The organism is Bradyrhizobium sp. SZCCHNS2022, from assembly GCF_032377575.1.
GTDB lineage: Bacteria > Pseudomonadota > Alphaproteobacteria > Rhizobiales > Xanthobacteraceae > Bradyrhizobium > Bradyrhizobium aeschynomenes.
Genome location: NZ_JAUHHZ010000001.1, coordinates 738,836 through 753,707 on the forward strand (window position 1 = coordinate 738,836; position 14,872 = coordinate 753,707).

Consider the following 14,872-nt stretch of genomic DNA (forward strand, 5'->3'; position numbering starts at 1 on the left):
GGTCAATCTTCCGTGAGCCTGCGGTGCTCGCCTGTGGACAAGTATGGGGAATGCCGCTGTCGCGGGTTGTTTGTTCCTCTCTCGTTCTTCATGCGGGCTCGAATTGGGGCGCGCGCCGGCCGGAAAAGCGACCGGTACGTGCAGTCGAGACACATGATCGGCGCCTGATAGGACCCTGAGTCCGTCGGTGAATGCCGTGTGTCGGGCCTTAGGATGGTTCAATAGGCAGCTCTGCCCTTTGTTAGTGCTTGATCCCTGGGCATGGCAATGGTCTGCTTAAAAAAGTTGCTGGAGCGCCGAACACGTGTCAATCTACGTCGCATTACATCACGTCACCCATTACAAATATGATCGTCCGGTCGAGCTGGGCCCGCAGACCATCCGCCTGCGCCCTGCACCACATACCAGGACGCCGGTGCTGAGCTATTCGCTCAAGGTCACGCCGCCCAATCATTTCGTAAACTGGCAGCAGGACCCGCAGGGAAACTGGCTTGCGCGCTATGTTTTCCCGGAGAAGGTGAACGAACTCAAAATCGAGGTCGATTTCACGGCACAGATGACCGTGATCAACCCGTTCGACTTCTTCGTCGAGCCTTATGCCGACAGTTTTCCGTTCGCTTACCCCGACGGTCTCAAGGTGGAACTGGCGCCTTATCTGGAAACGATCGAGCCGGGGCCGTTGTTCGCCGAATACTTGAAGTCGATTCCCCGCGAGGCCGACAACACCGTCAACTATCTCGTCGAGCTCAATGCACAGTTGCAGAAAAAGATTCGTTATATCATTCGGATGGAGCCCGGCGTTCAGACTCCGGAGGAGACGCTGTCGTCCGGAGCCGGCTCCTGCCGCGACTCGGCGTGGCTACTGATCCAGACGTTGCGTCATCTCGGCCTCGCCGCTCGTTTCGTCTCCGGCTATTTGATACAGCTCCGTCCCGACATCGATCCGGTCGAGGGCCCGGTGGAGGTCGAGAGCGACTTCACCGATCTGCATGCCTGGGCCGAAGTCTATCTTCCTGGCGCCGGCTGGATCGGCTTCGATGTGACCTCGGGCATGCTCGCGGGCGAGGGGCATATCCCGGTGGCGGCGACGCCGCACTATCACTCGGCCGCGCCGATCAGCGGCAGTGCCGGCATTGCCGAGGTCGAGTTCGCCTTCGAGATGAATGTGCGGCGCATCCGCGAGGCGCCGCGCATCACCCGGCCTTTCTCCGATGAATCCTGGGACAAGCTCGATCAGCTCGGCGAAGCCGTCGACGCCGATCTCGTCGCTCACGACGTGCGACTGACGATGGGGGGCGAGCCGACCTTCGTGTCGATCGACGACATGGAATCGGCAGAGTGGAATACGGCCGCGGTCGGTCCGGCCAAGCGCGGTCTTGCCGACAGCCTGATCAGGCGGCTGCGCGCGCGGTTCGCGCCGGGCGGCCTGCTGCATTATGGCCAGGGCAAATGGTATCCCGGCGAAAGCCTGCCGCGCTGGGCGTTCGGTCTGTATTGGCGCAAGGATGGCGAGCCGATCTGGCGCAATCCGGATCTGATCGCCAGCGTCGATGGTCCGCGCATGGCGACGATCGCGGACGCCCAGCGTTTCCTCGACACGACGGCGGAGACGCTGGGGCTCGAGCCCGACTACGTGATGCCGGCGTTCGAGGACCCCGCGCACTGGCTACAGAAGGAAGCTGCGCTGCCCGAAAACGTCGACGCGCTCGATTCCAAGCTCGCCGATCCCGAGGAGCGTGCGCGCATGGCGAGGGTGTTTGACGAAGGGCTGCACATTCCGCGCGGCTTCGTCCTGCCGATCCAGCGCTGGAATGCACAGCCGCGGCGCTGGCGCAGCGAGCGCTGGGGCCTGCGGCGCAAGCGGCTGTTCTTGATCCCCGGCGACTCGCCCCTCGGGCTCCGGCTGCCGATCGGCTCGCTGGTCTACATTCCGCCGGAAGATTTCCCTTATGTCCACGAGCAGGACCCGATGGAGCCGCGCGGCCCGCTGCCGTCCTACACGCAGGGACGTCCGGTCATCGTGCCGCAGGTCCCGCCGTTGAAGGCGCTCGACCGCCCGCCGCAACCGCAGCAGGATGTGCAGTATCAGTACTGGGGCGGGCTCGGCGTGCGCACCGCGATGTCGGTCGAGATCCGCGACGGCATTCTCTGCGTGTTCATGCCGCCGGTCGAAACTATCGAGGACTACCTCGAGCTGATTGCATCGGTCGAAGCGACGGCCGAGGCGATGCAGATCAAGGTTCATGTCGAAGGCTATGCGCCGCCGTTCGATCCGCGCATCGACGTGATCAAGGTGACGCCCGATCCGGGCGTGATCGAGGTCAACATTCAGCCGGCCACGAGCTGGCGGCAATCCGTCGACATCACCTTCGGACTCTATGAGGATGCGGCGAAGGTGCGGCTCGGCGCCAACCGCTTCCTGATCGACGGCCGTCACACCGGCACCGGCGGCGGCAATCATGTCGTGGTCGGCGGCTCTTCGCCGCCGGATTCGCCATTCCTGCGCCGCCCGGATCTGTTGAAGAGCCTCGTGCTCTATTGGCAGCGGCATCCGGCGCTGTCCTATCTGTTCTCGGGCATGTTCATCGGACCGACCAGCCAGGCCCCGCGCATCGACGAGGCGCGGCATGACAGCCTTTATGAGCTGGAGATCGCGCTGGCCAATGTGCCCCATGTCGGGCAGAGCGTGCCGCTATGGCTGGTCGACCGGCTCTTCCGTCACCTGCTGGTCGACATCACCGGCAACACCCACCGCTCCGAGATCTGCATCGACAAGCTGTATTCGCCGGAAGGGCCCACGGGCCGTCTCGGCCTCGTCGAATTCCGCGCGCTCGAAATGCCGCCCGATCCGCGCATGTCGCTGGCGCAGCAACTGCTGATCCGCGCGCTGATCGCCAAATTGTGGCGCGAGCCGCAGGAGGGCAAGTTCGTGCGCTGGGGCACGGCGCTGCATGACCGCTTCATGTTGCCTCACTTCATCTGGGAAGACTTTCTTGATGTGCTGGATGAGCTCCGGTCGTCCGGCTACGACTTCTCGCCGGACTGGTATCAGGCGCAGCTCGAGTTCCGTTTTCCGACCTTCGGCCGCGTTCAGCATGGTGGGGTGACGCTGGAGCTGCGGCAGGCGCTGGAGCCATGGCACGTGCTGGGCGAGGAGGGCGCCGCCGGCGGCACCGTCCGTTACGTCGATTCCTCGGTCGAGCGGCTTCAAGTGAAAGCTGAAGGCTTCATCGAAGGCCGCCATCTCATCACCTGCAATGGTAGGAGGATGCCGATGACGGCGACGGGCCGGTCTGCCGAGGCGGTCGCCGCCGTTCGTTTCAAGGCATGGCAGCCGGCCTCCGGCCTGCACCCCACCATTCCCGTGCATTCGCCGCTCACCTTCGACCTGATCGACACCTGGAACGGCCGTTCGCTGGGCGGCTGCGTCTATCACGTGGCCCATCCGGGCGGACGCAACTACGACACCAAGCCGATCAACTCCTATGAGGCGGAGGCCCGGCGGCTGGCCCGATTCCAGGATCACGGCCACACTCCCGGACGAATCGCCATGCCGCCCGAGGAACGCACAAATGAATTCCCGATGACCCTCGACTTGCGCAGGCCGCTCCTGCATTGATGAAACGGAGTTGGTGCGGAGGACCAGGGTATGGACGGCCCGAGTGGCCAGGACCAGAGAGCGAGCGCCGCCGGTCGGCCGGCGGCACGTCCTCCTCTGCGCCGGGCCGCGCACTGGGCCCGCGACTATGCCCGGCTGCCCGGAATTCCGGATGAGTTCATCGGCGCCGACGGCGAGCCGCGCCCGGTCTGGAATCGCTTTGCCGATACGTTCGCCGCGCTCGCGCCGACCGACATCGACCGCCGCTTTGCCTCGGCCGATCGTCATCTGCGCGAGGCCGGCGTCACTTACCGCTCGCCGGGCGACAATGCCGAGCGCTCCTGGCCGCTGAGCCACCTGCCGCTGCTGATCGACGAGACCGAGTGGACGCAGCTGTCTCAGGGGATCGTTCAGCGCGCCGAGCTGCTCGAACGCGTGCTGCAGGACATCTACGGCGCGGGCCGGCTGGTGGCGAGCGGCGCGCTGCCGGCCGCGGCCGTCGCCGGCTCCAGCGAATATCTGCGCCCGGTCTGCGGCGTCAAACCACCCGGCGGCCGCTTTCTCAGCATCTATGCCGCCGACATCGGCCGCGGTCCCGATGGCCGCTGGTGGGTGCTCAGCGATCGCACCCAGGCGCCGTCCGGCATGGGCTATGCGCTGGAGAACCGGCTGGTGCAGTCGCGCGCCTTCTCCTCGATCTACAAGTCGATGAACGTCGAGCGGCTCGCGCCGTTCTTCGAGGCGTTCCGCGATGCGCTGCGCGCCAGCGCCGATCGCGACGAGCCGCGCATCGGCGTGCTGACGCCGGGCACGTTCAGCGAGACCTATTTCGAGCACGCCACGTTGGCGCGCTATCTCGGCTTCCTGCTGGTCGAAGGCGACGACCTCGCCGTCAGCGGCGACCGCGTGCACATCCGCACCGTCGCCGGGTTGAAGCGCGTCGACGTGCTGCTGCGGCGGCTGGATTCCAACTCGCTCGATCCGCTCGAGCTCGATGCCGCCTCGCGGCTCGGCGTCGCCGGGCTGATGGACGTGGTGCGCAAGGGCGGCGTCGTGCTCGCCAACATGCCGGGCTCCGGCGTGCTCGAGGCGCGCGCGCTGCTCGGCTTCCTGCCGAGCCTGTGCCGGCGCGTGCTCGGCGAGGATCTCAAGATTCCGCATATCGCGACCTGGTGGTGCGGCCAGAAATCGGCGCGCGACGAGGTGCTGTCGCGGCTCGACGAGTTCGCCATCGAAGGCGCCTATGGCCGCGCCGTGCCGGGATTCGCTGCAGGCGGCCCGGTGCTGGCCAGCGAGCTCTCGGCCCCCGAGCGCGAGCGGCTGCGGGCTGCGATCAGCCAGCGCGGCATCGACTATGTCGGCCAGGAGGTGGTGCGGCTGTCGACCACGCCGGTGTGGGAGGATGGCAGGATCGCGCCGCGTCCGTTCGTGCTGCGCGTGTTCGCCGCCGCCACGCCGGACGGCTGGACCGTGATGCCCGGCGGCTTCTGCCGCATCGCCGACAAGCTCGATGCGCGCGCGGTGTCGATGGGCGACGGCGCGCGGGCGGCCGACGTCTGGGTCGTCGCCGACAAGGCGGTGGCCGCGCGGACGCTGTTGCCGGGCTCCGACAATGTCCGGATCCGCCGCATCGCCGGCGTGCTGCCGAGCCGCGCCGCCGACAATCTGTTCTGGCTCGGCCGCTATCTCGAGCGCGCCGAGGCGACGCTGCGATTGATCCGCGCGCTCGCCGCCCAGCACCGCGATCCCGGCAAGGGGTCGCCGGCGCAGCTCAACACGGCCGAGCGCATCCAACGGCTGCTGCTGGCCTGGGGCGCGATCGCGCAGACCTCGCGCACGCAGGGGGCGCGCGTCGCCGACGAGGCGCTGCAGTCGGAAGATCAATTCGGCTCGGCGCTGTCGCTGCTGAAGTCGGCGCAGCGCACCGCGATCTCGCTGCGCGAGCGGTTGTCGCCCGATGCGTGGCAGGTCATCACCGAGATGTCGAACCGGCTCGCCCAGGACATCGATGATGACGACGCTGTCGTCAGCACGGCCGAGCTGCTGCTCGAGAAGCTCGCGAGCTTCGCCGGCCTCGCCCAGGAGAACATGAACCGCGCCGCCGGCTGGCGCTTCCTCGACATGGGGCGGCGCGTCGAGCGCGCCATCAACACCGCGCGCTTCGCGCGCCAGTTCGGCTATGACGAGGCAACGCCCGAGGATCTCGACGTCCTGCTCACATTGGTCGACTGCCAGATCACCTATCGCTCGCGCTATCTGATCGGCCCGTCGCTGGCGCCGATCCGTGATCTCGTCGTGCTCGACCTCTACAATCCGCGATCGGTCGCATTCCAGATCGAGGTGCTGAACGAGCACATCGCGGGGCTGCCGGTGCTGAAGGAGAACGGCCTGATCGAAAGGCCGCAGCGGCTCGCCATCTCGCTCGGCGCGCGGCTGACGGCTGCGGAGGCCGCCCATCTCGATGGTCGCACCTTGTTTGCGCTGGAGCAGGACCTGCTCAATCTGGCAGAAGCGATCGGACAGCATTATTTCCCGCACGGCCCGAATGCGACTCGGCCGGAAAAGCTCACGGGCCTCGCGTGATCTACGACATCCGGCATGTCACGACCTATGAGTATGAAAGCGCGGTCAGCTTCGCGCGCTGCTCGCTCCGGCTGGAGCCGCTCAGCGGCGACGGCCAGGAGCTGATCTCGCACAGCGTCGACATCCGGCCCCGCCCATCGGAGCGAACGGCGCGGCGCGACTTCTTCGGCACGCTGACCGAGAGCGTCGTGATCGACACCCAGCACCGCCATTTGCGCATCGACTCGCGCTCGCGGGTCAAGCTGATGCGCACACCGCCCGAGCGCGACGCGACCAGCGCGAGCTGGGAAAGCGTTCGCGACGATGCCTTCGAGGCGACCAGCCTCGGCCCGGCCTCGCCGATCGGCTACGTGTTCGCCAGTGCGCTGGTCCCGGTGCTGCAGCCGGTGACCGATTATGCAGCCGCGAGCTTCAAGGCGGAGACCGGCATCGTGGCCGGTGCCGCCGACCTGATGCGGCGCATCCGCAACGAGTTCAAATACGACCCGAAGGCGACGGTGATCTCGACGCCGCTGCGCGAGGTGTTCGACAATCGCCACGGCGTCTGCCAGGATTTTGCCCATGTCATGATCGCGGGCCTGCGGGGCCTCGGTCTGCCCGCGGCCTATGTCAGCGGCTATCTGAGGACGATTCCCCCGGAGGGCGAGAAGCAGCTGCAGGGCGCCGATGCCACCCACGCCTGGGTGTCGCTGTGGTGCGGCGAGGCGCTCGGCTGGATCGGCTTCGATCCGACCAACGATCTCGTCGTCGGCAACGATCACATCATCCTCGGCATGGGCCGTGACTTCTCCGACGTCTCGCCGATCGACGGCATCATCGTCGGCTCGCCGAAGCAGAAGCTCGGCGTCGCCGTCGACGTCGTGCTGGTCGAGTAGGGCAGTTCCCCGCCGGGAACGTCCGGAACATTTTTCTCGCATCGCACTTGATCCGCCCGAGGGGCCCGAATGGGGGCTGGCTGACCCTTTCGAGCGATGGAGTGATCGAGATGAAACGCGTTGCAATCCTCATTGGCTTCGTCGGCGCCTGCGTCGCCGGCTCTGCCTCGGCCCAGCCGAGCGCCAACCTCACCGGCACCTACCGCTGCATCCAGATGTGCCGCGACGGCATGATCGGCGCGCCGGCCTTCGTGACGCAGAACGGCGATTCCGTGAACCTGACCACCGAGACCGGCGAGTCCCTGCAGGCCTGGCCGGACTGGAATGCGCCCAACAGCCGGCTCTGGATCGATGCGCGTGACGAGAGCGCGGTGTATTCGCCCGACGGCATGCGCATCCAATTCGATGACGGCCGCGTCTGGCAGCGCGACCTGCCGCCGCCGCTGATCGTCCAACGAGCGCCGGTGGTGTACGGGCGGTAAGCGGTCGCTGTTAGGAAGGCCCTCGTGCACGCGGGGGCTTTCCGCTTCCAGTGAGTTGGAATGTGCCCCGCCAAAAAATCAGTGTGGTCCCGGCGAACGCCGGGACCCATAACCCCAACTGTCTGTTGGGCGGCAAACTGGTTGCCACATCCTGCTCATCACTCCCGTCGCGGAGTCTGGGTCCCGGATCGGTGCCGCACCAACGCTGTCGCGTTGGCGCCGCTTGTCCGGGACGACGGCTGTGGTTGTTGCGCTGTCTTTCCACGAAACATGCTACACATTCTCTCCACGATTGCGCTGTGGCGTACGCTTCCGCTGTCATCGTCCGCGAAGGCGGACGATCCGGCATCCGCAGGCAGCGGTGATGAATGGAGGAGCCGCGGCGTACTGGATGCCCGGCTGCGCGGGCATGACAGGTGGGTGTGTGTGCGTTCTCGCCCCGGGCGTTCCCTGAAGAGGCTTGTACACGCACTGCGAGATTGCTTGTATGGGAAAGGCCGGCCGACCGAAGAACGAGACATGACGCCAGGGCGATCCTCAACCTCGATCCAGGAGACATCGCTACCCGTTGCATCGCTCATCGATCGTGCGTTGCTGCTGCGGAGCGACTATCGTGAGTCGATGGCGATGGAGCTCAGTCGCTCTGACCTTTCGACCATCGATATCTTCTTCGCCATTTTCGGCCATCGGCCTGGCTGGATGAAGGCGGTTCTGATCCTTCGTAACACCTTCGCCGCTCCCTTCGGGCTGGAGGTCTCCCGCTGCCGTGACATTCTGTCCATCCGGCGCAAGCCCGCTTATTCGATAGGCGACCGCATGCTCGGGTGGACAATCTTCGTTCACACGGCCGATGAACTGATCGTCGGACGCGACAACGCGCACCTCGATTTCCGGGTGTCCCTTCTGCGCGAGCATTCCATTGGGCAACAGCGCATCGTGATTTCCACGATATGCGATGCTCACAATGCCTTCGGCGTCGCCTATTTGAAGGCAGTACTTCCGTTTCATAAGCGCGGGTTCCGGTGGCTGATCACGAGGGCTCGCGCTTGCGGGCGCCTCTAGCCGTGGGCGACCAGAGCACCTGTCGGTCGCCCGCGAGCGTCAACACCCGCGGTGCTGCAGGCAATGCTCGCGGCCTTCGACATCCGTGCGGAACGATTCGATGAAACCGCCCTGGCGCTGGGTCACATACACCGTCTTGCCGTCGCTGCCGCCAAAGGCGAGGTTGGTCGGCTCCTTGGCTTTGAGTGCGACCTCGCGGATGGTGCGGCCGTCGGGCGTCAGAATGGTGATCGCCCCTTTCAGAATGCGCGCGACGAGCAGGCGGCCGCTCGCGTCGGTGCGCAGGCCGTCGATGGTGTTCGGCCCGAATTTCGCGATCAGCCTGGGCTGGGCCAGCGCATCGTTTTGCATCGCATATGACCAGATCTCGCCGCTGTTGGATTCGCCGACATAGAGCGTGCGGCCGTCGGGGCTGAGATCGATGCCGTTGGTGGTCCCCATGGCACGTGGGGACGTCATCGCGACGCCTTGCATCGTTCCATCAGGCCCCTTCGCGATCCGCCAGATGCGGCCGCTGCGCGCCTTCCAGCTCGGATCGCTCGCATAGACGGTGCCGTCGCGCGCCAGGGTGATGTCGTTGGGTTGGCTCATCTCGTCGGCATGGAAGACGAGGCGGGGTTCGGTGGTGCCGGGCGAGATGGCGAAGATGTTGTGCTTCTTGTAGTCGGCGATGAACATCGTGCCGGTGGCGTCGATGCGGATCGCGTTGCCGATGCTGCCCTCGGGCAGCTCGGTGAATTTCTCCGACGCGGTCGCTTCGGGAGCAAGCCGGCCGATGGTGCCGGGCTTGCCGAGATTCACGACGTAGAGATTGCCGTCGCGGTCGACGGCCGGGCCCTCGATGCCGAAGGTATATTCGCCTGACGGCGTAAGCTGGCTGCTCTCGAACAGCTTGGGAGCGGCGAGTGCGGGCGCAACGGTGAGCATTGCGATCATCACCCAACGCGAGATGCGTAGGGTGGGCAAAGGCGCAAGACGACGCATCCAGCGTCCAAACGCGGTCTCCTGCGCGGCCTGCCCACCATCACGACCGCCGACGTTCGCGGCCGGTTCGCACGCGCCGCCGGTGGCGGTCGCTTTGCCCATCCTACGATCTGTGGCCTCATGGTTCGAGACGCGCCGCGCGCGGCGCTCCTCACCATGACGATCATCAGAGGCGCCGCGCACGACACCTTCATCCTGAGGAGCCCGCCGGAGGCGGGCGTCTCGCAGGATGGGCCGCGGCGGAAACGGGCGCAGCCTGCTGTCAGAGCGGCACCAGGAACTGCTGTTGGATGTAATAGCCATTGTCGTCCGTGCAGGCGCCGTTGAGATGGGTGTCGGCCGGCCGGAAGAAACGGCTGAAGCCGGGCTTATTGACGGCAGACCTTTCGGTCACCACGACGACCTTGCCGAATGGAATCTCGCCGCATTCGCGGCCGTTGGCGGCAAAGAACTTGCGATGCGGCGGGCCGCCGGGCTTGATCCGCATCCGGGTGCCCGGAACCATGCGCGCGACGAGGTCGTCGGCGACATCAAGCAGCCTGGCGTAGCCCGGTTCCGTCTTGACGAGATTTGTGCCCGGCGGCATCTGCCGCTCGCTACCGAGGCCGCGCAGGCGCTGCCGCAGCCGGCCGGCGGCGGGATCGCCAGGATAGATCCAGCCATCCTGCGCCAGCAGGAAGCGCAGCAGCGCTTTGTCCTTTTCGGCTTCGGATTGGCCGGCCTCGAGACCGAAATCCGAATGGCAGCCGCTGCAGTGTTTCTCGACCAGATCCTTGCGAACCGTCGTCAGCCGCGCGCGGCTCGCGGCATTGTCCATGACCAGGGCTGCCAGCCGATCGATCAGGTGATCGCTCCTGGTCTCGCACGGCAGCGGATCGGGCGCCGCCGCGCTGGAGCGGTCGATGCGGATCACGGTCTGGTTCTTGTCCTCGACCAGCCAGAGCGCGCCATCGCTGGCGATCGTCAGGCCGACGGGCGCGCCCTGCGGTCGGATGCCGTTGACGCGGTGCCAGCCGGAGATGATCTCGTCGAAGGCGGCAGCAGGCGCGGGGCCCGACGCCGTCTGGAAGGCGCGGGTCGGCTCGGCCGCGCAGCTGACGTGATAGCGCACCGGCGCCGGGCTCACTTTCGGCAAGCCGTTCTCGTCGACGTCATAGGCGAGCAGCCGGCTGCCGGTCGGCCGGTAGCCGTGCAGGCCGACGAGCAGCTTGCCCTTGAGGTCCTGAAAGCGGTCGCCGGTGTAATAGAGCATGCCGAGCGGCGCGCCATGCGGCGGCAGCAGCGACCAGGGCTGCTTGTAGAGCGCATTGTCGTTGCAGAGGTTCTTCAATGGGCCCGACTGCAGCACGCGCCTGAACTCGGGGCTCTGGGTGGCGAGATCGTAGCAATAGGGCCAGCCATAGTGACGGCCTTGCTCGATCGCGTTGATCTCCTCGTTCGGTGCGAAGACGTCCTGGAGATCGCGCGCGTTCTCGCCCTGCAGGAAGGCCATGCCCGGATCGGGAAAGCGCGGATGCAGCGCCAGCGCCATCGAGTTGCGCAGGCCGCGCGCGAACACCTGATGCGGCGGATCGGGCGCGCCGGATTTCAGCGCCGGAAAGACGCCGCCAGCGGGGGGCGTGAACAGCCAGATCGCGGCCAGCGGAGAGGCGCCTTCGCCCGCGGCGCAAGGCCGCGTGATCGGCGCCGGCGAGAGGCAATTGTCGTTGTGCGAGCCGATGTTCACGAACAGCCGGCCGGTGCGATCGAAGGCAAAGGCCTTCAGCGGATGGGCGCTCTCGGTCACCCTGGTGCCGTCCGGCGAGGTGAGCTTGCGTCCGGGCAGGTCGCGGATGATGGTCTCGACCGTTGCTCTTGGATTGGGGGCGAGCGGATCGACGCGGAAGATCGAGGTGTCGGTGGCGGCGTAGATCTTTCCATCAGGACCGACCGCGAGACCGAACGGATAGGACAGCCGCGTGAGTGCCTCGCGGATGCGCTGGCCGGCGGGCGCTGCGGGATCGAGGATCAGCAGCCGGCCGTCGTCATGGCCCCAGCCGCCCATGTCGGCGACCACGAACAGCGGCTTGCCGGGAATCTGCACGATGCTGCGGGGAAATTTCAGGCCGTCCTCGCGGCTCGCGACCAGCCCGGCGCAGAAGCCGGCCTTCATGTCGATCTGCAGGCGCGGAAAGGCGAGGGCCCCTTCGCCGCAGCTGGCGGAGCTCAGCGCGTAGCCGCTTCGGAGCGTCGCATCGTCGGCGCGGCCCAGGCTTGCGCCGAGCAGGAAGATAGCGCCGAGCACGACAATTGCGCCGAGCAGGACGGTCGCGACGTTTGCAGGGATGCGCCACGACCGTCGCATGCCATCAATCCGCTCAATGCAGCAGATTGTACTGGACGATATACGCCGCGGCACCGGCGAAATAGCCGAGCAGTGCGATGCCGCTGATGCGGCGCACGTACCAGAAGAAGTGGATGTTCTCGAGCCCCATCGCAGCGACGCCTGCCGCCGAGCCGATGATCAGGATCGAGCCGCCGGTGCCGGCGCAATAGGCGACGAACTCCCACAGGAAGCTGTCCGGTGGAAACTGGCTCAGGCTGTACATGCCCATCGAGGCGGCCACCAGCGGCACGTTGTCGATCACGGCGCTGGCAAGCCCGAGAACGATCACGATGAGGTCGAGCCGGCCGACGGTGCGGTCGAGCCATTGCGCCAGCGCCTGCAGGATGTGGGTGTGCTCGAGCGCCGCAACGGCCAGCAGAATGCCGATGAAGAACACGATCGAGGGCATGTCGATGCGGGTCAGCGCGTGGACGAGCGTCAGGCGCTGCTTCTGCTCGGAGGCCTTCTCGCGATGGATGATCTCGCCGACCATCCACAACAGGCCGAGGCCGAACAGGATGCCCATGAACGGCGGCAGATGTGTCACCGCCTTGAAGACCGGCACCGCGACCAGGATGCCGAGGCCCATGAAGAACATCAGATTGCGCTCGAACGGCAGGATCGGGCTGATCGAGGCAAGGCCTGCGCTTGCCGGCGGCACGAGCTGCTTGCCGCGCAGGGTGAAGCCGACGACGGCGAGCGGCACAACGAGATTCAGCAGCGACGGGATGAAGACGGATTTCATGATCGCAAGCGGCGTGATCTGGCCGCCGATCCACAGCATGGTCGTCGTGACGTCGCCGATTGCCGACCAGGCGCCGCCGGCATTGGCGGCGATCACGATGATCGCGGCGAACACCAGCCGGTCCTCGTCGCGGCCGGACAGCTTCTTCATCAGCGAGACCATCACGATCGCGGTGGTGAGATTGTCGAGCATGGCGCTGAGGAAGAAGGTGACGAAGCCCACCAGCCAGACCAGGGTGACCTGGTTGCGGGTGCCGATCAGCGAGGTCACGACCTCGAAGCCGTTATGGGCATCGATGACCTCGACGATGGTCATGGCGCCGATCAGGAAGAAGACGATCTGCGCGGTCGAGGCTACGGACTCGTTGAGCTCGGCCGCCACGGCCGGAGCCGTGGCGCCCATGACGGCATAGATGGTCCACATCAGCCCGGCCCCGACCAGGGCGGTCGCTGCCTTGTTGATCCGGAACGGATGTTCGAGCGCCACCACGGCATAGGCGAGCGTGAAGACGGCGACGATGGCGGCGGTCATTTGCGGGACATTCCGGGCTGGATCGGCGGGGCAGGAAGGAACTGCCCAAGATATGACCGATCGCCCGCCCTCCAGCAAGCCGTGAGCGTTGTTTGGGGCGGGAAGGGGCGGATCACAGCATCGCGGCGGCGATGGTGTCCGCGTGGCTGCGGATGGCGCGGATTTCCGCGGCGCTGCGGCGCTCCAGATTGACGTACTGGTTGCGCATCCGGCCGTTGTTGGCGAAGCGGCGGCGGTGCTTGGCGAGGAAGCTCCAATACAGCGTCGTGAACGGGCAGGCCCTGTCGCCGGTCGCCTGCTTGGGGTCGTAGCGGCAGTTGCGACAATGGTCGCTCATGCGGTCGATGTAGTGGCCCGACGCCGCATAGGGCTTGGTGCCGACCACGCCGCCGTCGCCATGCTGGCTCATGCCGAGCGTGTTGGGCAGCGACACCCAGTCGATGGCGTCATGGAACATCGACATGTGCCACTGATGCACCTCATAGGGGCGCACGCCGAGCAGCATCGCGAACAGGCCCAGCACCATCAGCCGCTCGATGTGATGGGCGTAGGCGTGATCGATGGTGTGGCCGATCGCCTGCGCCAGGCAGCGCATCTCGGTCTCCCCGGTCCAATAGAAGCGCGGCATCGGCAGATTGGCGTCGAGCGCGTTCTCGTCGGCGTAGTCAGGCATGCGCTGCCAATAGATGCCGCGCACGAATTCGCGCCAGCCGATGATCTGGCGCACGAAGCCCTCCAGCGCGTTCAGCGGCGCGTTGCGGTTCGCGAGCGCGGCCTGGACCACCTCGCGCGGATCGAGCATGTGCAGGTTCAGCGCCCCCGACAGCCGCGAATGATACAGGAAGGGCTCGTCGGTCAGCATCGCGTCCTGATAGGTGCCGAACAGCGACAGCCGCCAGGCGACGAAATCCGACAGCTCGGTCAGTGCATCGACGCGCGACACCGGAAGGTCGAAGCGGTCCAGCTTGCCGGGGCTGTTGGAGAAGCGTGCCGACACCAGCTTGAGCACATCTCGCGTGATGGCGTCGGGCGCGTAGGACCGCGCGGCCGGAATCGGCGGACGCGACTTGCCGAATCCCTTGCGGTTCTCGGCGTCGAAATTCCAGCTGCCGCCGACCGGCCGCCCGCTCTCGTCGAGCAGAAGACCGGTCTTGCGCCGCATCGCGCGATAGAACGTCTCCATGATCGGGCGGGGATGGCGCTCGGTGAAGGCGTCGAATTCGTCCGCCGTGCATAGAAAGTGACGGTCGGCGCGGAATTCGAGTTGCTGCGGCAGCTTGCGCAAGCCCTCGCGCACGCGCCAGTCGCCGGGCTCGAGCACGATCGTGGCCTGCGGCTGCAGCGCGGCCTGATGACGCGCGACCTCGCTGTCGAGCGCGCCGGTGTTGGCGGGATCGTCGAGCCGCACGTAGTGGACGACGCGGCCGCGGCTCTCGAGATCGGCACGGAAGTGGCGCATGGCCGCGAAGAAGAAGGCGATGCGCATCTTGTGCTGCGGGACATAGGTCGCCTCGTCGGTGACCTCCATCTGCAGCACGGCATCCTGCTCCGGATCGAAGCCGTCGAATGCAGCCGAATCGGCGTCGAGCTGGTCGCCCAGCACGACGACGAGATGTCTGACCTGACGTGTGCGAGCCATGCGATTAA

9 protein-coding genes are annotated in these 14,872 nt (G+C 66.3%); 5 read left to right on the forward strand and 4 right to left on the reverse strand.

Annotated features, from left to right (window positions below; genetic code table 11):
- Positions 1 to 304: 304 nt before the first annotated feature.
- The 5 genes from QXZ94_RS03230 to QXZ94_RS03250 all read left to right on the forward strand — a co-directional run bounded on the left by QXZ94_RS03230 (position 305) and on the right by QXZ94_RS03250 (position 8,600).
- On the forward strand, positions 305 to 3,619 hold the full coding sequence (locus QXZ94_RS03230; protein WP_315719210.1) for a transglutaminase family protein: 3,315 nt from the start codon (positions 305 to 307) through the stop codon (positions 3,617 to 3,619).
- Between the two features lie 30 nt (positions 3,620 to 3,649).
- Entirely contained in the window at positions 3,650 to 6,181 is a 2,532-nt protein-coding gene (locus tag QXZ94_RS03235) for a circularly permuted type 2 ATP-grasp protein (RefSeq protein ID WP_315719211.1), read from the forward strand.
- Positions 6,178 to 7,056: a transglutaminase family protein gene (locus tag QXZ94_RS03240; RefSeq protein WP_315719212.1), complete on the forward strand. Its 879-nt coding sequence runs from the start codon at positions 6,178 to 6,180 to the stop codon at positions 7,054 to 7,056. The genes QXZ94_RS03235 and QXZ94_RS03240 overlap by 4 nt, the downstream gene beginning before the upstream one ends.
- Before the next feature lie 101 nt (positions 7,057 to 7,157).
- Positions 7,158 to 7,538 (forward strand): hypothetical protein, encoded by a 381-nt coding sequence (locus QXZ94_RS03245; protein ID WP_315719213.1) that lies wholly within the window; start codon positions 7,158 to 7,160, stop codon positions 7,536 to 7,538.
- Between the two features lie 519 nt (positions 7,539 to 8,057).
- Positions 8,058 to 8,600 (forward strand): DUF2867 domain-containing protein, encoded by a 543-nt coding sequence (locus tag QXZ94_RS03250; RefSeq protein WP_315719214.1) that lies wholly within the window; start codon positions 8,058 to 8,060, stop codon positions 8,598 to 8,600.
- 39 nt (positions 8,601 to 8,639) lie between these two features.
- On the opposite strand, the gene QXZ94_RS03255 is transcribed toward QXZ94_RS03250, so the two are convergent.
- The 4 genes from QXZ94_RS03255 to QXZ94_RS03270 form a co-directional block, all read right to left on the reverse strand.
- Positions 8,640 to 9,536 carry an SMP-30/gluconolactonase/LRE family protein gene (locus tag QXZ94_RS03255; protein ID WP_315719215.1) on the reverse strand — a complete coding sequence of 299 codons (897 nt, stop codon included), beginning with the start codon at positions 9,534 to 9,536 and terminating at the stop codon, positions 8,640 to 8,642.
- Between the two features lie 310 nt (positions 9,537 to 9,846).
- Positions 9,847 to 11,928 (reverse strand): PQQ-dependent sugar dehydrogenase, encoded by a 2,082-nt coding sequence (locus QXZ94_RS03260; protein WP_315719216.1) that lies wholly within the window; start codon positions 11,926 to 11,928, stop codon positions 9,847 to 9,849.
- Between the two features lie 13 nt (positions 11,929 to 11,941).
- Positions 11,942 to 13,225 carry a sodium:proton antiporter NhaD gene (gene nhaD, locus QXZ94_RS03265; RefSeq protein WP_315719217.1) on the reverse strand — a complete coding sequence of 428 codons (1,284 nt, stop codon included), beginning with the start codon at positions 13,223 to 13,225 and terminating at the stop codon, positions 11,942 to 11,944.
- Between the two features lie 112 nt (positions 13,226 to 13,337).
- The gene (locus tag QXZ94_RS03270) at positions 13,338 to 14,864 is read right to left on the reverse strand and encodes a cryptochrome/photolyase family protein (protein WP_315719218.1); all 1,527 of its coding nucleotides are present in this window, start codon (positions 14,862 to 14,864) and stop codon (positions 13,338 to 13,340) included.
- Between the last annotated feature and the right edge of the window lie 8 nt (positions 14,865 to 14,872).